This is a genomic window from Klebsiella sp. 1SOBk10mer (genome assembly GCF_046602535.1).
GTDB classification, from domain to species: Bacteria; Pseudomonadota; Gammaproteobacteria; order Enterobacterales; family Enterobacteriaceae; genus Klebsiella; species Klebsiella quasipneumoniae.
Genome location: NZ_JBKIUP010000003.1, coordinates 137,270 through 155,365 on the forward strand (window position 1 = coordinate 137,270; position 18,096 = coordinate 155,365).

Below are 18,096 nucleotides of genomic sequence, written 5' to 3' on the forward strand. Positions count from 1 at the left end.
GTTTTGTCGATGAAATATACGGGAGAGAAATAATCAACAGTGGGCAAAGTCTACGTGAAGCCGCTGGGGGTCAGCTTGAGATAGCGCAATTTTTGGTGTGACTATGAAAAAATGTTAACCCTGTAACAGTCGTATGAGTAAGGATCCGTTATAGAGCGCATCCTTGACCAACGCCGCGCCAGCCATCGTTCCGCGGTTGGAGAACTGGGTGCTTTCAACCGCGATATGCTGGCTGTAGGCCGGGAGTGATTGTTGCCGAATGCAGCTGGAAATTGCCGGAAAAAGAATGTCTGCCGCCAGGTTAAACGGCGAGCCAATCAGGATTTTCTGCGGGTTAAACAGATTGACCATGATCGCCAGAATGCGGCCGACGTGATTACCGACGCCGCTGATAATGTCCCGGGCCAGCAGATCGCCCTGCAGCGCCGCCTGACATAGCCACTCCACGCTCAGCGGACGCTGATGCAGTAGCGAGCTCATCGACTGCGCCATCCGCATCTGCGCCAGCTCCAGCACGCTCTCCACGCTGGCGATCGTTTCCAGACAGCCATGGTTGCCGCAGTAGCAGCGTTTGCCGTAGGGGTCGACCTGGGTATGACCGATCTCCACGAGACTGCTGCTGCCAGCGTGCAGCAGACGTCCATCGGTGATAACCCCGGCGCCGACGTTGTGATCGATCACTACCTGAATGACGTCCCGGGCGCCGCGCGAGGCGCCAAACAGCGATTCCGCCATGGTCCAGGCGCTGATGTCATGCTGAATATAGACCGGCACCCCGGTATGGTTGGCCAGCGTTTCGCCCAACGGGACGTCTTTGACTTCTTCATAAAACGGCATGCGATGAATAATGCCGTTTTCAGTATCAATGATACCCGGCATCGTGATGGCGATGGAGGTGAGACGTTCCAGCTTCTTCTGGTGGCGAATAAAGAAGCGATCGATATGGTCGATAATCCGCGTCAGAAACGGCGTGCTGTCGGCAAGCGCCAGCTCCAGCTGCTCCTCCACCACCAGCTGGCTGCTTAAATCACGCAGCGAAAGGTGGATCTCGCCGCGGCTGATGCGCACCGCCAGATAGTGCCATGCCTCGGTTTCCACCATCAGCCCCACCGCCGGCCGCCCGCGGCTGCCGGGCTCCTGAATTTCGGTCTCCTGCACCAGGTGCGCTTCCAGCATTTCGCGGACAATTTTGGTGATGCTGGCGGGCGCCAGTTGCGCAAATCGGGAGAGGTCGATACGCGATACCGGGCCGAGCTGATCAATCAGGCGATAGACGGCGCCCGCATTGGTCTGCTTGATTTGATCGATATGGCCTGGTTGACTATCCGCTACCACCATTGACTCCCTTTATTTTCGCGCTTCGAAATAAACTTTCGGCTATGGTGAAGCACTTCGATGGTGAACGTCAAATTTTTGCTTAGCCTTGTGATTTACCGCACATTTCCAGCCCATTTTTGCTTCAATTGCGCTCGCTTTTCCAGGCCAGCAGCGTGTCACGAAAGCGTTTTGCCAGCGCTCCCTGCTCATGGTGTTTCGACCACACCAGCCACATCTCTGACACCGCATCCTGTTCGTCGATCGGCAGCCAGCGCATTTCGCTGAGCTGCACGCGCTGAAAGGAGGCCGGCAGGATCGACACCCCCAGTCCGGCGGCCACCAGGCCAATAATGGTCATCGCCTCCCCCACCTCCTGGGCAATCACCGGCGTATGGCCGTAGCGGCGCAGCAGGCCAAGGATATCGTCATACAGGCCGGTACCGACATGCGGGTCGAAAAAGACGAACGGCTCCCGCGCCAGCGCCGCCAGGCTGACCGAGGGCAGGCGGGCCAGCGGATGGTCCGCCGGGACCATCGCCAGCAGCGGCTCACGCAGGACCCGCTGCCACGCCAGGGTGTCCGGCAGTTGGGTATTGCGCAACAGGCCAAGGTCGAGGGCCCCCTCGCTCAGCGGGACAATCTGTTCGCGGGTATTGGTCTCGCGGGTGAGAATATGCACATCCGGGTAGCGCTGACGAAACAGCGACAGCGTATCGGATACCGCCTTGATGAAAGGGGCCGAGGAGGTAAAGCCGATACGCAGTTCGCCCGTTTCCCCATGGTGCAGGCGGGCGGCGCGGGCGGCGGCGTCCTCCACCTGGGCGAGAATTTGTCGGCTGTCGGCGAGAAACTGTTTGCCCGCCGCCGTCAGGCTGACGCTGCGGTTGGTGCGGGCGAACAGGCGGGCGCCGGTCTGCTGCTCGAGGATCTGAATTTGCTGGCTTAACGGCGGTTGAGAGATGTTCAGTCGCGCCGCGGCGCGGCCAAAATGCAGCTCCTCGGCGACGGCGACAAAGTAGCGCAGATGACGCAACTCGATATTCATATTTAAAACCTCTTATTTGAGATTATTAATATATTAGACAGAATATTTACATTTTCATACCCTAAAAATGTGAGCTGAATGGTCACAACACTCTGTTGGTAAGCAGCAACTTCTATCCAAGGAATTCTCTGTGAGTCGTACAACAACCGTTGACACCGTGCCGGCGGACGAGGTCAGCGTCGCTGGTGCATCCCGCCCGGATCAATTTATTAAGCGCGGCACCCCGCAGTTTATGCGCGTCACTCTCGCGCTGTTCTCCGCCGGTCTGGCCACCTTTGCCCTGCTCTACTGCGTGCAGCCGATCCTGCCGGTGCTGTCGAACGAGTTCGGCGTATCGCCGGCCAGCAGCAGTATCTCTCTCTCCATTTCCACAGCGATGCTGGCGGTGGGCCTGCTGTTTACCGGCCCACTATCGGACGCCATTGGCCGCAAGCCGGTGATGGTCACCGCCTTGCTGCTGGCCGCCTGCTGCTCGCTGTTGTCGACCATGATGACCAGCTGGCACGGCATCCTGATTATGCGCGCCCTGATCGGCCTGTCGTTGAGCGGCGTGGCGGCGGTCGGCATGACCTACCTGAGCGAGGAGATCCACCCCAGCTTCGTGGCCTTCTCCATGGGACTCTATATCAGCGGCAACTCCATCGGCGGCATGAGCGGCCGCTTGCTCACCGGGGTCTTTACCGATTTCTTCGGCTGGCGCGTGGCGCTGGCGGTGATCAGCGGGTTCGCTCTGGCAGCGGCGATTATGTTCTGGCGTATCCTGCCCGAGTCGCGCCATTTCCGCCCGACCTCGCTGCGGCCAAAAACGCTGCTGATTAATTTCCGCCTGCACTGGCGCGATCGCGGCCTGCCGCAGCTGTTCGTCGAAGGTTTCCTGCTGATGGGGGCCTTTGTCACTCTGTTTAACTACATTGGCTACCGTCTGATGATGTCGCCGTGGTCGTTAAGCCAGGCGGTGGTGGGTCTGCTGTCGGTGGCGTATCTCACCGGAACCTGGAGCTCGCCGAAAGCGGGCGCCATGACCGTACGCTATGGCCGCGGTCCGGTGATGCTCGGCTTTACCGGCGTGATGCTTTGCGGCCTGCTGATGACGCTCTTTTCTTCCCTGTGGCTGATTTTCATCGGCATGCTGCTGTTCTCCGCCGGCTTCTTCGCCGCGCATTCCGTCGCCAGCAGCTGGATTGGCCCACGCGCGCGCCGCGCCCGCGGTCAGGCGTCATCGCTATATCTGTTCAGCTATTATCTTGGCTCAAGCCTGGCGGGGACGTTAGGCGGGGTGTTCTGGCACCGCTACGGCTGGAACGGCGTCGGCGGATTTATCGCGCTGCTGCTCCTTGCCGCGCTGGTGACCGGCACTTGCTTGTATCGCCGACTAAAATAATCGCCCGTGACGTGGCCTGCGGGCCACGTTTCACCACATGCCCATGATAGATGACAAGCCCATCAGCTCTCTGACGGCATCAACGGACAGTAAGGCAATAAACAGCCAGGTGAACGGATTCATAAACCACCCCCGAACCTCCAGACCTGTGTAATCGATCACAGTTTAGTCACGATACGTTGCCGATTTCTGCAATACCGCTCACAGAGCCACGCTTTTTTTCCTGCTATCTCCCGGCTGATGCTATACCACGCCTCCTGCGCGCAACGCTCGACCCGCCAGGCGTATCAGGATAGTGTAGAGGCATACCGATAATCTGTTCATTCACCTGTCACGGACCGAACGCTACTATGACTGAAAATACGCCTTATCAGCAGCTTACCCGCACCTTTCAGCGCCTGTCGCGCTTTTCGCATCTCTCCGCCATCGCCGGCTGGGATATGTTCGCCATGATGCCTCCGGGCGGTAGCGCCGCCCGCAGCGAAGCGCTGGCGGAACTCGGCGTGCTACAGCATCAGATCCTGACCGATAAAAAAGTGGGCCAATGGCTGCAGGCGGCCCGCCAGCAGGATCTCAACGACCTCGAACAGGCCAACCTGCGGGAAATGCAGCGTCAGTACGATCAGGCGGCGCTGCTGCCGGAAAGCCTGGTGGAGGCCAAATCACTGGCCGGTAGCCGTTGCGAACATGCCTGGCGCAGCCAGCGGCCGGCTAACGACTGGGCTGGCTTTGCCGAAAATCTGCGTGAGGTGGTCAGGCTGAGCCGCGAGGAAGCGCAGATCCGCGCCGACGCCCGGGGCGGCTCACGCTATGACGCGCTGCTTGATATTTTCGAACCGGATATGACCAGCGCCCGGCTGGACAGCCTGTTTGCCGACCTCAAGTCCTGGCTGCCATCCCTGCTGCGGCAAGCGGTCGACAAGCAGGCGACGCGAACTTTGATCGCCCCTCAGGGGCCGTTCCCGATCCCTGAGCAACGCGAGCTGGGCCTGCAGGCGATGCGCATCCTCGGCTTTGACTTTGACGGCGGGCGTCTGGACATCAGCGCCCACCCGTTCTGTGGCGGCGTCCCTCAGGATGTGCGCATCACCACCCGCTACAACGAAAACGACCTGCTCAGCGCCCTGTTCGGCGTGATCCACGAGACCGGCCACGCCCGCTATGAGCAGAATCTGCCTCGCCCGTGGGTCGACCAGCCGGTAGGACTGGCCCGCTCTACCGCTATCCATGAATCGCAAAGCCTGTTCTTTGAAATGCAGCTGGGACGCAGCGAGCGCTTCCTCCACCGCCTGTTGCCGGCGGTGCGCGAACGCTTTGGCGATCGGCCGGCCTTTAGCGAGGAGAATTTTGTCGCCTGGAACCAGCGGGTGAAACCAGGCTTTATTCGCGTTGATGCCGATGAGGTCAGCTACCCGGCGCATGTGATCCTGCGTTATGAAATTGAACGCGCGCTGATCGACGGCGAGATCGAGGTGGAAGATATTCCGTCGCTGTGGGATGAGAAAATGCAGCACTGGCTGGGACTGTCGACCACCGGCAACTACCGGGACGGCTGTATGCAGGATATTCACTGGACCGACGGCGGCTTCGGCTACTTCCCTTCCTATACGCTGGGGGCGATGTACGCCGCGCAGCTGATGGCCGCCGCCCGCCGCGCGCTGCCGACGTTAGACCGCGATATCGCGGAAGGGGATTTCAGCGCCCTGTTTGACTGGCTGCGGCAGAATATCTGGCAGCATGGCAGCCGCTTCACCACCTCGCAGCTGATCCAGCAGGCCACCGGAGAGGATCTTAACAGCCGCTACTTCCGCGACCACCTTACCGCCCGCTATCTGTAATCGTCCGCGCCGGGCTGCCCGGCGCGTCCTTCGCTCCCCGCCTTGTACATTCGGTTACACGCCGATACCAAACACTCACGGAAAGCCCGAAAAGACAAGCATATAGTAATTTCACCGGCCCCGCAGTGGGGTTGAAATTAAGAAAACTTTTCGAGGATATCAGAATGAAAAAAGTATTAGCTCTGGTCGTTGCCGCTGCTATGGGTCTCTCTTCCGCCGCTTTCGCTGCTGACGCAGTAAGCACCACTCAGGCGCCTGCTGCTACCCACAGCACTGCTGCCAAGACCACCCATCATAAAAAACACCATAAAGCCGCAGCAAAACCAGCTGCAGAGCAGAAAGCTCAGGCTGCCAAAAAACACAAGAAAGCTGAAGCGAAACCAGCCGCTGCCCAGAAAGCCCAGGCCGCTAAAAAACACAAAAAAGCAGAAGCTAAACCAGCCGCTCCGCAGAAAGCCCAGGCCGCTAAAAAGCACCACAAAGCTGCCGCTAAACCGGTAGCCCAGAAAGCCCAGGCAGCGAAAAAACACCACAAAACCACCAAACACCAGGCCGCTAAACCTGCTGCACAGCCGGCAGCATAATTCCTCCCGGTGAACCAACCTTCTTAAATAATCGGCGCTGTTTCAGCGCCGTTTTTTCTGGAGAGCACTATGCTGCGGCGCTATCGTTTTGAGCTCATCCTGATCCTGTTAATCATTTGCGCAGTGGTTGCGACCCGCTTTTTCCTCTATTAATTGTTTCGCCCCCTCTCCCGTTTTGCCGCCTGGCGCAGACTTCCCGGAAGGTGAATGTCGCGCAAATATTATTGCCTGCCTCTTACCACTCTCTGTACCCTGCCGCTGCCAGCGGCGCAAATAATGCCCGGCGCCCGAAGACGCCAGACACGTTAGCAAGAAACCATCGCGCGCCTGGCCCCCACGCGGCGGCCAGACTCATCACAAAGCACGTACCGCTTCCATCACCAGATAGCCGGTTGCGCCCCAGATGGCCACGGAGACCAGGGAAACATAGACCAGTGCGCGAATACCTTTTTTAGACATATACCCTCCGAACGCCGGGGAAATAGAATTCAGGCTATCATCGCCGGTATTACCTCTCTATTTACTCAACGGCGGGGTGACGGTAACAATGTTTTCGGTGAGAAAATGTTTCGCATTGAAAATTATTACGTGAGGCGTAAAGAAGTGCGAATTCTGGTGAAGTTCTGGCGGGTAAACGTATTATTTTTGCGCATTCCGCTGACAAACCAGGAATAACCTTAAAGAAGTGTTGCTGCATTATTCGCCAATTTCAGTACGTTCTGATACACGAATGTTCTTGCGCCAGACCGCGCTTTCTGCGGAAATAGCAGCAGAAGGTTACTGGTATTAACCGATTGAAATCAGACGGTTTTACCCGCGCCAGGGCCCGCCGAGCGCAGATGAGACATGCCGTTTGGCCTGATAAGAATTATTGTTTACTTTCATAAACTTAAATCTCCTGCTACTGTCAATAGACATCATAGCCTCCCCAGAGAGTGATATGCGTAGAAACGTTCTGTTATTACTGTGTTCATTTTATCTGTTACCTCTGGGCGCACATGCCGATGATAACGGACTGAGCGCCAAAGATATTAAGACGTTGTTTTTCGGTCACGATGACCGTAAAGCGGTGAGCCGTCCGGAGGAGAGCCCGTGGGACGCGATTGGCCAGCTGGAGACCGCCAGCGGCAATCTGTGCACGGCGACGCTCATCTCCCCCAACCTGGCGCTGACCGCGGGCCACTGCCTGTTAACACCCCCGCGCGGCAAGCCGGATAAAGCGGTCGCTCTGCGCTTTATTTCCCGCAAGGGGAACTGGGTGTATGAGATCCACGGCATTGACGGACGAGTGGATCCCGGCTTAGGCAAGCGCCTGAAAGCCGACGGCGACGGCTGGATCGTTCCCTCCGCCGCGGCGCCCTCGGATTTTGGCCTGATCGTGCTGCGCTATGCTCCCTCAGGCATCACGCCGATCCCGCTCTTCCCCGGCAGTAAGGCCGATTTAACCGCGGCGCTGAAGGCGGCGGACCGGAAAGTGACCCAGTCAGGTTATCCTGAAGATCATCTGGATAATCTTTATAGCCACCAGGACTGCATCGTCACCGGCTGGGCGCAAAACAGCGTCCTGTCGCACCAGTGTGACACCCTGCCCGGCGACAGCGGCTCGCCGCTGCTGCTGAAAACCGCGGACGGCTGGCAAGTGATCGCCGTGCAAAGTTCGGCTCCCGGCCCGCAGGATCGCTGGCGAGCGGACAACCGCGCCATCGCGGTGACCGGCTTTCGCGATAAGCTGGAGGCGCTGGCCGGAGAGTAATTACCCCTGCTGCTGGCGCCGCTGCAGCAGGTCGGCGATCGGCATCGGTTTACTGAAGTAAAAGCCCTGTAGCCGGTCGCAACCGGCCCGCCGCAGCAGCGCCAGCTGTTGCGGATCTTCAACCCCCTCAGCCACGACCGTCATCCCCAGCGCGCGGGCGATGCGCACCGTGCCGCGCACCATCTCCGCCGCCTGCGCATCACAGTCCACCCGCCCGGCGAGGGATTTGTCAATCTTCAGGCTGTCAAAACGAAAGCGGCGTAAATAGCCGATGCTCGAATAACCGGTGCCAAAATCGTCCAGCGCCACGGCGATGCCCTGGGCCTTTAGATTCTCCACTACCGCCTGCGAACGTTCCGGATTTTCCAGCACATAACTCTCCGTCACCTCCACTTGCAGGCGCGACGGCGGAAAGCGGCAGGCAGCGACCGTCTCCATCACCCGGCTTTCAAAGGCCGGATCGCGAAATTGCGCCGGGGAGATGTTCACCGACAGCAGCAGATCGCTCACCGGCTGCAGGTCGCTGCAGGCACGTTGCAGAACGAACTGGCCGAGGGTGTCAATCAGGCCGCTGCTCTCGGCAATGGCGATAAATGCATCCGGCGCCAGCGCACCCTGCGGGCGACGCGGCCAGCGCAGCAGCGCTTCAACACCGGTCATCGTCAGGGTATCGGCATCGACTACCGGCTGATACCAGACCTCAAATTCATCCTGCTCCAGCCCCTGACGGATGCCATTCTCGATCATCAGCTGATGACGTCGCACGGCATCCAGCGCATCGTCATACCAGGCCGTCTGCCCCTTGCCGCTCTTCTTGGCGTGGTACATGGCGATATCCGCCCGGCGAAACAGTTCGGTACTGGAGCATTCCGCCGGGGTTCCGCTGGCGATGCCGATGCTGGCGCCGATATAAATTTTGCGTTTGCTCAGTGCCACCGGCGCTTTCAGCAGCTCCAGCGCCGCCCAGGCGAACGCCGCCGCCCGGTCGATCGCTTGTTCGCCGCTCACCGCCATGGCGAATTCATCCCCGCCCATTCTTGCCAGCATGGCCTCCGCCGGCACCCGTTTTTGCAGCGCGCTGGCGATATGGCGGATCAGGGCGTCGCCCACATCGTGGCCATAGTTATCATTCACATCTTTAAATCCGTCCAGATCGATAAACACCACGCACTGCATGTCGTGCTTACTCGTGTCGCACACCTGGCTTAACCGCAGCAGCAGCGCTCGTCGGTTGGGCAGCCGGCTGAGCCAGTCAATCAGGGCGATCTCCCGCGCCTGACGTTCGCCGCGGGCCAGCTTATACATGCCGAGGCTGCTGAACAGAATAAACAGCAGGATCAGGCTGGCGGCCACCCCGGCGATCAGCCGCATACTGCCTGATGAGGCCAGGGCCGCTTCGGCGCCGGGCAGACGCGGCTGCCACGCCAGATAGCCCAGCACCTCGCCTCCCTGCGTGCGCAGCGGAATACGGTGTTCCCCGGGGCTGTCGCTGAGATGGAGATGACTTATCTGGAAGGTGTCGCCTAAACGCTGCAGCAGCTGAGGACTGATGTGCCGGGTAATGACCAGATAGCGCCGGGTATCGTCAGCCACCTGCAGCCGGCCGGTCGTTGGCCGGATCAGGCCGATGCCGACGAAAGCGATCCCTGCCTCGGTGCGCGTGATGCCGGCGAAGGCGTTTTTGCCCTCGCGCAGAGCCTTTGCATGATAACGGATCAGGCTGGTCAGCCCGGCGCCGAGAAATGAAAGGTCTGTCCGGGGCATCACCTGACTCTGAAAGGCGCCCCACAAAATGTGATAATGTTCATCAAGGACAAAGGTGCCGTCGTACAGGTTATTGATTTTGAAGCCCGATCCCCAGGTGTCGTACAGCCATTTTTGATCCAGTCTGGGGGCGTAAGTCTGGGTCACCGCATCGTCCCAGATAGCATTGTCCAGCACCAGGGACAGCACCCGGTTGACCGATGTCTGCACCGCCCCTTCCACCGACAGGACCGAACGCTGCTGGTCAATTTCATTGGATTTGCTGGCAATGAGGTGTTGCGACAGGTAAAGCAGGGAGATCACCGACGCGGTGAGGCCGAGCCCGGCGAGAAAAATCATTATTGACAACGTCCTGGCGGAAGGAATTTTCCGCCAGCCGAAAGCTGTGAACATGCGCAGTCCTCATCGTCACCGGGCACAATAACTGCGGGGCCGGTCTTGAGGTAAGCATACTACAGCGGACCCGTTTTGCCGCCTGGCTTTGCAGGCGGCGCGACGTCAGGCGAGTTTAATTAACACCATGCCGGCAACCAACAGGATGACTCCCGCCCAGCCTTTGTTATTCAGGCGCTGGCCAAACAGCACCCAGCCGGCGGCGATGGTCGCCGCGATACCGAAGCCGCCCCACAGCGCATAGGCAACCGACAGATCGATGCCTTTTACCGCCTGCGACAGGGCGCTGAATGCGCCCAGCACCGCCGCCAGCGACAGGATGCCATAGACCTTGCGGCGGAAACCGTCGGAAAACTTCAAAAAGACGTTGGCAATAATCTCCAGAACAATGGCGATAGCCAACCAGGCGGCGTGGATCCACTCAAACTGCTGCATGAGCCACCTCCTGCTTCGACGACGCTTTTTTCTGGGTGCCGGACTTAATCAGGACGATCCCCACCACCAGTGTGGTCAGACCGGCTATTTTCAGCAGCGACAAGCTTTCATCAAATAACAGAACGCTGAACAGGGTGATCAGCAAAATGCCAATCCCTTCCCATAACGCGTAAGCCACGCCGAGGGCAATTTTTTTAACTGCAAAGGCGAGAAAAATATATGACAGAGCTATCATGGCCAGCATTAAAATATAGCCGGTATGCCCACCGCTGATGCTTGCCCATTTCATCGACAACGTGCCGGTAATTTCAGCAACAATAGCTAAAGCTAATAAAATCCAATAAAACATGATCCCTTCTCCTGCTTGAGAATATAATCCATTACCGTTTACGCGACGCGTAAACCGGAAAATTTCTGACGTAGATTTCGCTGTGCGCTTGGCGCCAGCTCAGGCAGAAAGAAGGTGACTATAGCGCCGAATGCCAGTGCTGTTCGCCGGCAAAACGGGAAAAAGTGAGGGATACTGCGGGGTGATTTAAAATATACATCCTGAACTGATTGTCCATAAAATTACAATTATCCGCGGTGTTGCTTCTCGTCCGGTGCGGATGGAAATTGTCCTCAGTAGTTAAACACAGGTAGATTTGTAGCATAGTGCTACATTTAATTCAAAGACTTTGCAATTCTTTACGCCGCGGTTTTGCAGCAATGCGTTTTTTCTGAAAAAAAACGTCATTATGCTAATGTAACGCAACCTGTTAACAGGCAAGGAAGATTGAGGACGGGATCCTATGGCTAAACCTATTATTACACTTAACGGACTAAAGATGGTCATCATGCTGGGCATGCTGGTGATCATCCTGACCGGCATTCGCTTTGCGGCAGACATTATTGTCCCGTTTATTCTCGCGCTTTTTCTGGCGGTGATCCTTAATCCGCTGGTGCAGCTGCTGGTCCGCTGCCGGGTACCGCGCGTGCTGGCGATCTCACTGCTGATTGGCCTTATCGTGATGTTAGCCGTTGTGCTGCTGGCCTCGCTGGGGACCTCGCTTAACGAGCTGGCGCGCACCCTGCCGCAGTACCGCAACTATCTCTACGAACCGATGCAAACCATCGCCCCCTGGCTGCAGCGCCTGGGTTTTACCGTCTCGGTGGTGGAGCTTAACAAATACATCGACCCCAACGCCGTGATGACCCTGGTCACCAGTCTGCTCACTCAGCTGTCGAACGCCATGTCCTCGATTTTTCTGCTGCTGCTGACGGTGGTGTTTATGCTGCTGGAGGTGCCGCAGCTCCCCGCTAAACTCCAGCAGCTGATGTCCCGCCCGGTAGAAGGCATGGGGGCTATCCAGCGCGCTATCGACAGCGTGTCGCATTATCTGGTGCTGAAGACCGCGATTAGCCTGGTCACCGGGCTGGTGGTCTGGGGGATGCTGGTTCTGCTGGACGTGCGCTTCGCCTTTATGTGGGGGCTACTGGCCTTCGCGCTGAACTATATTCCCAATATCGGTTCCGTACTGGCGGCCATCCCGCCGATCCTGCAGGTGCTGGTGTTCGGCGGCCTGTACGAGGCGCTGGTGGTGCTGGCCGGCTATCTGATCGTTAACCTGGTGTTCGGCAATATTCTCGAACCGCGGATCATGGGGCGCGGCCTGGGGCTCTCCACCCTGGTGGTGTTCCTGTCATTGATCTTCTGGGGCTGGCTGCTGGGTCCGGTCGGTATGCTCCTGTCGGTGCCGTTGACGATTATCGTCAAAATTGCCCTTGAGCAGACCAGCGGCGGGCAGAGCATCGCCTTCTTATTAAGTGATGTGAGCAAACAGTAACCCTTCCCCGGGCCGGTGGCTGACCGGCCCTCCTCTCCTTGTCACCTGCAGTAGACCACTACGCCTTTTGTATTATTGATCCTCATCACAAAGGGCCACTCACCATTGTTACTCTCAGGCTAACGATTGGCCGCCGTGCTTAATTGATGCTCCGCGCCCCGCGTCGCACACTACCCTCCACCAGGACAAACAAAACGATTTGTCGAATCAGGAGGTTAATAATGAATGCCGAACAAACGACGGGGCGGGTCTGGAACCGTCGCCGGACGGAAAAGCAACGGCGGCTGGCCGAGGCCAACATCCCGGGCAAAGTCATCCCCACTGACCAGCTGGTCAGCGTACTGGAAAACCTGCTCGCCCCCGGCGACCGGGTGGTGCTGGAAGGCAACAACCAGAAGCAGGCCGATTTTCTCTCCCGCATGCTGGCGGAAGTCAATCCGCAGAAAATCCACGATCTGCATATGATCATGCCCAGCGTCGGGCGCAGCGAGCACCTTGAGCTGTTTGAAAAAGGCATCGCCCGTAAGCTCGATTTCTCCTTCTCCGGTACCCAAAGCCTGCGCATTTCGCAGCTGCTGGAAGATGGGCTGCTGGAAATCGGCGCCATTCATACCTATATCGAACTCTACTCCCGCCTGTACGTCGATCTGTCGCCTAACGTCGCGCTGATCGCCGGCTACAAAGCCGACCGCAAAGGTAACCTCTATACCGGGCCGAGTACCGAAGATACCCCGGCGCTGGTGGAGGCCGCCGCCTTCCACGACGGCATTGTTATCGCTCAGGTCAACGAACTGGTGGACGACGAGTGCGATCTGCCCCGCGTCGATATTCCCGGCTCGTGGATTGATTACGTGGTGGTCGCCGACAAGCCGTTCTTTATTGAACCACTGTTCACCCGCGACCCGCGCCTGATTAAGCAAGAACACATTCTGATGGCGATGATGGCGATCAAGGGCATCTACGCAGAGCATCAGGTGCAGTCCCTCAATCACGGGATCGGCTTCAATACCGCCGCCATCGAACTGCTGCTACCGACCTACGGCGAACAGCTCGGCCTGAAAGGCAAAATCTGTAAACACTGGACCCTGAACCCGCATCCGACCCTGATCCCGGCGATCGAGAGCGGCTGGGTGGAGAGCGTGCACTGCTTCGGCGGCGAGCTGGGGATGGAAGAGTACATCCGCGCCCGCCCGGATATCTTCTTTACCGGCCCGGACGGCTCCATGCGTTCCAACCGCGCCTTCTGCCAGCTGGCGGGTCAGTACGCGGTGGATATGTTTATCGGTTCAACCCTGCAAGTTGATGGTTACGCCAACTCATCCACGGTAACTCGCGGCCGCCTTTCCGGCTTCGGCGGCGCGCCGAACATGGGCCACGATCCGCACGGCCGCCGCCACGCTACCCCTGCCTGGCTCAATATGATCACCGAGCCGGACCCAATGCAGCGCGGTAAAAAACTGGTGGTGCAGATGGTCGAAACCTTCCAGGCCGGCGTGAAACCGACCTTCGTTGAGACCCTCGACGCGGTCGACGTCGCTAAAACCTCCGGCATGCCGCTGGCGCCGGTGATGATTTACGGCGATGACGTCACCCACGTGCTGACCGAAGAGGGTATCGCCTATCTGTATCGTGCGGAAAGCCTGGAAGAGCGCCGGGCGATGGTCGCCGCAGTGGCCGGGATCACCGACATTGGCCTCGGGGTGGACGCAAAACGCGTGGCTGCCCTGCGTCAGAGCGGCAAAGTGGTCTACCCGGAAGATCTGGGTATTCGCCGCAGCGAGGCAACCCGTTCACTGCTGGCCGCCGGCAGCGTCGCCGACCTGGTGGAATGGTCCGACGGACTGTACAACCCACCGGCAAAATTCCGGAGCTGGTAATGAAAATTCTCTCTCCCCTGCACGCCGAAAGTCGCGTCAGCTGGCTGGCGGACACCGCCAGCGCCTGCCTGATTGACGAAGCCCGTCTGAGCCCGAAACCGGGTCTGGTCGACAGCCGCGGCAGCGGCGCGCATCAGGACCTCACGCTGGCGCTGATGGAACGCTCCGCCCGCAGCCTGCAGCCGACCTTCCATGCGCTGGCCCAGCAAAGCTGGCGCCGCCCGGCGGATATCGCGCTGCGCGAAACCGTCGGCCGCCTCGGTCGCGAAGGCGAAGCGCAGATGATGCAGGCCACCGGCGGGGTCAATACCCACCGCGGCGCCATCTGGGCGCTGGGGCTGCTGGTCAGCGCGGTGGCGATGTTGGGTGGAGAGGGTCAATCACAGACGATCGCCGACACCGCCGCCGCCCTCGCCCGCCTGCCCGACAGCCTGGCGCCGAAAAGCTTCAGTAAAGGGCTGCGCGCCAGCCGCCGCTGGCAGGTGCCTGGCGCGCGCGAAGAGGCGCAGCGCGGTTTCCCGCATATCACCGCCCTGGCGCTGCCGCAGTTACAGCAAAGCCGCGCCCGGGGCGCCAGCGAGCCGCAGGCGCGACTTGACGCGCTGATGGCCATCATGACCTCGCTGAGCGATACCTGCGTGCTGTCGCGCGCCGGCATGAGCGGCCTGCAGACCATGCAGCAGGGCGCCCGCGAGGTGCTGGCGGCCGGCGGTTGCGCCAGCGTCGCCGGACGCGCCGCCCTGGCGCGGCTTGACGCGCAGATGCTGGCGCACAACGCCTCGCCGGGCGGCGCCGCCGATCTCCTTGCCGCCACCCTGTTTCTCGACCGGGTTGCCGGCTAACGCATTCAGAGGATGTTATGGAACAGATTACATTGTCATTTCCTGCCAGCCGCGCCCTCAGCGGCAGAGCGTTGGCAGGGGTTGTAGGTTCAGGCGATATGGAGGTGCTCTATACCGCCGCCGGGAGCGATACGCTCCGCGTGCAAATTACCACCTCGGTGGATAACAGCCAGGCGCGCTGGCAGGCGCTGTTCGACCGGCTGAACCTGATCAACGGCCTGCCCGCCGGACAGTTGGTTATTCACGACTTCGGCGCCACGCCGGGCGTCGCCCGTATTCGTATTGAACAAGTCTTTGAGGAGGCCGCTCATGCGTAACGATCGCAGCTTTATCGAACTGCGCGCTCGCGAACGCGCCCACGCCCTGCTGGACGACGGCAGTTACCGCGAACTGCTGGATCCGTTTGACGGCATTATGTCGCCGTGGCTCGGCGCGCAGGGCATCGTCCCGCAGTCCGACGACGGTATGGTGGTCGCCAAAGGCACGATCAACGGCCAGCCGGCGGTGGTGATTGCCATCGAAGGCACCTTCCAGGGCGGCAGTATGGGCGAAGTCTCCGGCGCCAAAATGGCCGCCGCGCTGGAGCTGGCGGCGGAAGATAACCGCAACGGTATCCCGACCCAGGCGGTGCTGTGCCTCGAAACCGGCGGCGTACGTCTGCAGGAGGCCAACCTCGGTCTGGCCGCCATCGCCGATATTCATGCCGCGATTGTCGACCTGCGCCGCTACACCCCGGTGGTCGGCATCATCGCTGGCACCGTCGGCTGCTTCGGCGGTATGTCCATCGCCGCGGCGCTGTGCAGCTATCTTATCGTCACCCGTGAAGCCCGTCTTGGTCTCAACGGCCCACAGGTTATCGAGCAGGAAGCCGGCATTGAAGAGTACGACTCCCGCAACCGGCCGTTTATCTGGAGCATGACCGGCGGCGAAATTCGCGCCGCCAGCGGGCTGGTCGACGCGCTGGTTAACGATGGCGTTAACGCCGTTAAAACCGCGATGAACGAGGCGATCGCCAAAGGCGTACCGGCGCAGCACCGCAGCGACAATTATGACGATTACCTGCGCCGTTTAAGCCAGTTCGACACCCGCCAGCAGGCGGATACCGCGCAGATTAAACAGCTTTTTGCCCGGGAGGAGAAATAATGAGCCAGTTCCCAAACCGCGCCGCGCTGTGGCTGAACAAACTGGCGCCCGACGCGCCGCTGATGAGTGGTCTGTGCCCTTCGGTGCAGGTCGCAGATGGCCAGATTGATGGCGAAAGCGTCCGCTTTATCGCCGTGGTACCTGACGCTAACAACCACTACCCGCGCGCCGCCGGCGGCGAAGTCGGCCTGCTGGAAGGCTGGACGCTGGCGAAAGTGGTCAACGAAACCATCGCCGCTGACGCCGACCAGCCTGGTAAACGGCCGATCGTCGCCGTGATCGATGTGCCGAGCCAGGCCTATGGCCGTCGCGAAGAAGCCTTTGGTATTCACCAGGCGCTGGCCGGAGCGGCAGGCGCCTACGCCAAAGCCCGTCTGGCCGGCCACCCGGTGATTGGCCTGATTGTCGGCAAAGCGATGTCCGGGGCGTTTCTGGCCCACGGCTATCAGGCCAACCGCCTGATAGCCTTTAACGACAGCGGCGTACTGGTTCACGCGATGGGGAAAGCATCGGCCGCGCGCATTACCCTGCGCAGCGTAGAGGCGCTGGAGAAACTGGCGGCAACCATCCCGCCGATGGCCTATGACGTCAACAACTACGCCACGCTCGGCCTGCTCTCTGCTCTGCTTGACATCAGCAATCCGGACGCGCCTGACGACCACGATCTGGCGCTGGTCAGCCACACCCTGCGCGACGCCATCGCTGACGCGCGCCAGGATCCCTCGCTGAAGTGCCGCCTGGGTGCGGAAAACCGCCGCAGTTCGCAGCAGGTCCGCGACCTTATGCGTGCCAGCTGGTAAGACGTTCGTACGTAAGTAGTAGAAGAAAACCTGCCGGAAGCCGTCCCCCGGAGCGCGTAATAACCGCGCCGGGCAGGGACGGCTTTTAGAAAAAATAACAATCGCGCCAGTACTCTATTTTATTTACAGGTGATTTATGACTTATGTGATTATTCATGCTCTTGCCCCGATTTTCGTCATTATGCTGCTGGGTTTCTGGGCCGGTAAGGCCGGGATGGTAGATAACAAAAATGTCTCCCTGCTCAATATCTTTGTAATGGATTTCGCCTTACCCGCTACGCTGTTCAGCGCCACGGTGCAAACCCCATGGGCCGGTATCGTCGCCCAGTCGCCGCTGGTGCTGGTGCTCACCGGCGCGATGTGGATCATCTACGCCGGGATCTACTTCCTCGCCACCAGCGTGTTCAAACGCACCCCGCAGGATGCCGCGGTGCTGACCCTCACCGTCGCGCTGCCGAACTACGCCGCGCTGGGCCTGCCGATCCTTGGCAGCGTGCTGGGTGAAGGCGCGTCAACCTCGCTGTCGGTGGCGGTCTCTATCGCCTGCGGTTCGGTCCTGATGACCCCGTTCTGCCTGCTGATTCTGGAGCGTGAAAAAGCCCGCGCTGCGGGTGAAAACAGCGGTTCTACGCTGGCGATGCTGCCGGTGCTGATGTGGCGTTCAGTGAAAAAACCGATCGTCTGGGGCCCGCTGCTCGGGGTGGTGCTTTCCGCTATCGGCATTTACATGCCGGACCTGCTGCTGGCCTCCATCAAACCGCTGGGCCTGGCCGCCACCGCCGCCGCGCTGTTCCTCACCGGGGTGATCCTGTCGGCACGTAAACTGCAGCTCAATGCGCTGATCGCTACATCAACCATCGTAAAACTGCTGGTGCAGCCGTTTATTGCCTGGGGTCTGGTGATGCTGCTGGGTCTGCACGGTTCTATCGCCATTACCGCGATCCTGATGATTGCCCTGGCCGCCGGCTTCTTCGGCGTGGTGTTCGGCAACCGCTTCGGCGTGCAGTCCCCGGATGCTGAAGCCGTGCTGTTGTTAAGCTCGGTTCTGTGTATCCTGTCGTTACCGCTGTTTATCTCTTTGACTTCAGGACTGTAAAC

At 59.6% G+C, this 18,096-nt stretch carries 19 protein-coding genes; 12 read left to right on the plus strand and 7 right to left on the minus strand.

Going from position 1 to position 18,096, the window contains the following annotated elements; all coding sequences use genetic code 11:
* Positions 1-114 precede the first annotated feature (114 nt).
* Positions 115-1,335 carry a sugar metabolism global transcriptional regulator Mlc gene (gene mlc, locus ACLH1I_RS10610; RefSeq protein ID WP_004206046.1) on the minus strand — a complete coding sequence of 407 codons (1,221 nt, stop codon included), beginning with the start codon at positions 1,333-1,335 and terminating at the stop codon, positions 115-117.
* A gap of 124 nt (positions 1,336-1,459) precedes the next feature.
* Entirely contained in the window at positions 1,460-2,362 is a 903-nt protein-coding gene (locus ACLH1I_RS10615) for a LysR family transcriptional regulator (RefSeq protein ID WP_004206047.1), read from the minus strand.
* Between the two features lie 130 nt (positions 2,363-2,492).
* Here ACLH1I_RS10615 and ACLH1I_RS10620 point away from each other — a divergent pair, with 130 nt between their 5' ends.
* Entirely contained in the window at positions 2,493-3,743 is a 1,251-nt protein-coding gene (locus ACLH1I_RS10620; RefSeq protein ID WP_198079753.1) for an MFS transporter, read from the plus strand.
* 30 nt (positions 3,744-3,773) lie between these two features.
* On the opposite strand, the gene ACLH1I_RS10625 is transcribed toward ACLH1I_RS10620, so the two are convergent.
* Positions 3,774-3,866 carry a KPN_01571 family protein gene (locus ACLH1I_RS10625; protein WP_004206050.1) on the minus strand — a complete coding sequence of 31 codons (93 nt, stop codon included), beginning with the start codon at positions 3,864-3,866 and terminating at the stop codon, positions 3,774-3,776.
* Between the two features lie 227 nt (positions 3,867-4,093).
* On the opposite strand from ACLH1I_RS10625, the gene ACLH1I_RS10630 reads away from it, so the two are divergent.
* The 3 genes from ACLH1I_RS10630 (at position 4,094) to ACLH1I_RS10640 (ending at position 7,918) form a co-directional block, all read left to right on the plus strand.
* Positions 4,094-5,581 carry a carboxypeptidase M32 gene (locus tag ACLH1I_RS10630; RefSeq protein WP_004206051.1) on the plus strand — a complete coding sequence of 496 codons (1,488 nt, stop codon included), beginning with the start codon at positions 4,094-4,096 and terminating at the stop codon, positions 5,579-5,581.
* 164 nt (positions 5,582-5,745) lie between these two features.
* Complete coding sequence (gene asr, locus ACLH1I_RS10635) at positions 5,746-6,165, plus strand: acid resistance repetitive basic protein Asr (RefSeq protein ID WP_004206052.1); 420 nt, start codon at positions 5,746-5,748, stop codon at positions 6,163-6,165.
* Between the two features lie 940 nt (positions 6,166-7,105).
* Complete coding sequence (locus ACLH1I_RS10640; RefSeq protein ID WP_004206054.1) at positions 7,106-7,918, plus strand: trypsin-like serine peptidase; 813 nt, start codon at positions 7,106-7,108, stop codon at positions 7,916-7,918.
* Here ACLH1I_RS10640 and ACLH1I_RS10645 read toward each other — a convergent pair whose 3' ends face one another.
* Positions 7,919-10,021 (minus strand): putative bifunctional diguanylate cyclase/phosphodiesterase, encoded by a 2,103-nt coding sequence (locus tag ACLH1I_RS10645; RefSeq protein ID WP_228713070.1) that lies wholly within the window; start codon positions 10,019-10,021, stop codon positions 7,919-7,921. It lies immediately after the preceding gene.
* On the opposite strand from ACLH1I_RS10645, the gene ACLH1I_RS10650 reads away from it, so the two are divergent.
* Positions 9,993-10,106 (plus strand): ArsR family transcriptional regulator, encoded by a 114-nt coding sequence (locus ACLH1I_RS10650; RefSeq protein WP_224052065.1) that lies wholly within the window; start codon positions 9,993-9,995, stop codon positions 10,104-10,106. The two genes, ACLH1I_RS10645 and ACLH1I_RS10650, sit on opposite strands and share 29 nt — an antisense overlap.
* 74 nt (positions 10,107-10,180) lie before the next feature.
* Here ACLH1I_RS10650 and kpnF read toward each other — a convergent pair whose 3' ends face one another.
* From kpnF to ACLH1I_RS10665, 3 genes are all read right to left on the minus strand, one after another.
* A complete protein-coding gene (gene kpnF, locus ACLH1I_RS10655; RefSeq protein WP_004206057.1) occupies positions 10,181-10,510 on the minus strand; it encodes a multidrug efflux SMR transporter subunit KpnF in 330 nt (109 codons plus the stop codon).
* Positions 10,497-10,859, minus strand: coding sequence for a multidrug efflux SMR transporter subunit KpnE (gene kpnE / locus ACLH1I_RS10660; protein ID WP_004206058.1), 363 nt, complete (start codon positions 10,857-10,859; stop codon positions 10,497-10,499). The genes kpnF and kpnE overlap by 14 nt, the downstream gene beginning before the upstream one ends.
* Before the next feature lie 118 nt (positions 10,860-10,977).
* Entirely contained in the window at positions 10,978-11,163 is a 186-nt protein-coding gene (locus tag ACLH1I_RS10665; protein WP_004148297.1) for a hypothetical protein, read from the minus strand.
* A gap of 138 nt (positions 11,164-11,301) precedes the next feature.
* Here ACLH1I_RS10665 and ACLH1I_RS10670 point away from each other — a divergent pair, with 138 nt between their 5' ends.
* The 7 genes from ACLH1I_RS10670 (at position 11,302) to ACLH1I_RS10700 (ending at position 18,094) form a co-directional block, all read left to right on the plus strand.
* Complete coding sequence (locus ACLH1I_RS10670) at positions 11,302-12,336, plus strand: AI-2E family transporter (protein ID WP_004206059.1); 1,035 nt, start codon at positions 11,302-11,304, stop codon at positions 12,334-12,336.
* 221 nt (positions 12,337-12,557) lie between these two features.
* Positions 12,558-14,213: a malonate decarboxylase subunit alpha gene (mdcA, locus tag ACLH1I_RS10675; protein ID WP_064794829.1), complete on the plus strand. Its 1,656-nt coding sequence runs from the start codon at positions 12,558-12,560 to the stop codon at positions 14,211-14,213.
* On the plus strand, positions 14,213-15,055 hold the full coding sequence (locus ACLH1I_RS10680; RefSeq protein WP_023318165.1) for a triphosphoribosyl-dephospho-CoA synthase: 843 nt from the start codon (positions 14,213-14,215) through the stop codon (positions 15,053-15,055). The genes mdcA and ACLH1I_RS10680 overlap by 1 nt, the downstream gene beginning before the upstream one ends.
* 17 nt (positions 15,056-15,072) lie before the next feature.
* Positions 15,073-15,372 carry a malonate decarboxylase acyl carrier protein gene (gene mdcC, locus ACLH1I_RS10685; protein ID WP_017900317.1) on the plus strand — a complete coding sequence of 100 codons (300 nt, stop codon included), beginning with the start codon at positions 15,073-15,075 and terminating at the stop codon, positions 15,370-15,372.
* A complete protein-coding gene (locus ACLH1I_RS10690; RefSeq protein WP_049003718.1) occupies positions 15,365-16,198 on the plus strand; it encodes a biotin-independent malonate decarboxylase subunit beta in 834 nt (277 codons plus the stop codon). The genes mdcC and ACLH1I_RS10690 overlap by 8 nt, the downstream gene beginning before the upstream one ends.
* Positions 16,198-16,998, plus strand: coding sequence for a biotin-independent malonate decarboxylase subunit gamma (gene mdcE / locus ACLH1I_RS10695; RefSeq protein ID WP_032455992.1), 801 nt, complete (start codon positions 16,198-16,200; stop codon positions 16,996-16,998). The genes ACLH1I_RS10690 and mdcE overlap by 1 nt, the downstream gene beginning before the upstream one ends.
* A gap of 136 nt (positions 16,999-17,134) precedes the next feature.
* Positions 17,135-18,094, plus strand: a complete 960-nt coding sequence (locus ACLH1I_RS10700; RefSeq protein ID WP_064794828.1) for an AEC family transporter — start codon at positions 17,135-17,137, stop codon at positions 18,092-18,094.
* The last annotated feature ends 2 nt before the right edge of the window (positions 18,095-18,096 follow it).

Coding starts and splice junctions, on each gene's coding strand:
- ACLH1I_RS10615 (WP_004206047.1), bottom strand. CDS start 2,362: ATGAATATCGAGTTGCGTCATCTGCGCTACTTTGTCGCCGTCGCCGAG.
- ACLH1I_RS10625 (WP_004206050.1), bottom strand. CDS start 3,866: ATGAATCCGTTCACCTGGCTGTTTATTGCCTTACTGTCCGTTGATGCC.
- ACLH1I_RS10630 (WP_004206051.1), top strand. CDS start 4,094: ATGACTGAAAATACGCCTTATCAGCAGCTTACCCGCACCTTTCAGCGC.
- asr (WP_004206052.1), top strand. CDS start 5,746: ATGAAAAAAGTATTAGCTCTGGTCGTTGCCGCTGCTATGGGTCTCTCT.
- ACLH1I_RS10640 (WP_004206054.1), top strand. CDS start 7,106: ATGCGTAGAAACGTTCTGTTATTACTGTGTTCATTTTATCTGTTACCT.
- ACLH1I_RS10645 (WP_228713070.1), bottom strand. CDS start 10,021: ATGATTTTTCTCGCCGGGCTCGGCCTCACCGCGTCGGTGATCTCCCTG.
- kpnF (WP_004206057.1), bottom strand. CDS start 10,510: ATGCAGCAGTTTGAGTGGATCCACGCCGCCTGGTTGGCTATCGCCATT.
- kpnE (WP_004206058.1), bottom strand. CDS start 10,859: ATGTTTTATTGGATTTTATTAGCTTTAGCTATTGTTGCTGAAATTACC.
- ACLH1I_RS10665 (WP_004148297.1), bottom strand. CDS start 11,163: ATGCTACAAATCTACCTGTGTTTAACTACTGAGGACAATTTCCATCCG.
- ACLH1I_RS10670 (WP_004206059.1), top strand. CDS start 11,302: ATGGCTAAACCTATTATTACACTTAACGGACTAAAGATGGTCATCATG.
- mdcA (WP_064794829.1), top strand. CDS start 12,558: ATGAATGCCGAACAAACGACGGGGCGGGTCTGGAACCGTCGCCGGACG.
- ACLH1I_RS10680 (WP_023318165.1), top strand. CDS start 14,213: ATGAAAATTCTCTCTCCCCTGCACGCCGAAAGTCGCGTCAGCTGGCTG.
- mdcC (WP_017900317.1), top strand. CDS start 15,073: ATGGAACAGATTACATTGTCATTTCCTGCCAGCCGCGCCCTCAGCGGC.
- ACLH1I_RS10690 (WP_049003718.1), top strand. CDS start 15,365: ATGCGTAACGATCGCAGCTTTATCGAACTGCGCGCTCGCGAACGCGCC.
- mdcE (WP_032455992.1), top strand. CDS start 16,198: ATGAGCCAGTTCCCAAACCGCGCCGCGCTGTGGCTGAACAAACTGGCG.
- ACLH1I_RS10700 (WP_064794828.1), top strand. CDS start 17,135: ATGACTTATGTGATTATTCATGCTCTTGCCCCGATTTTCGTCATTATG.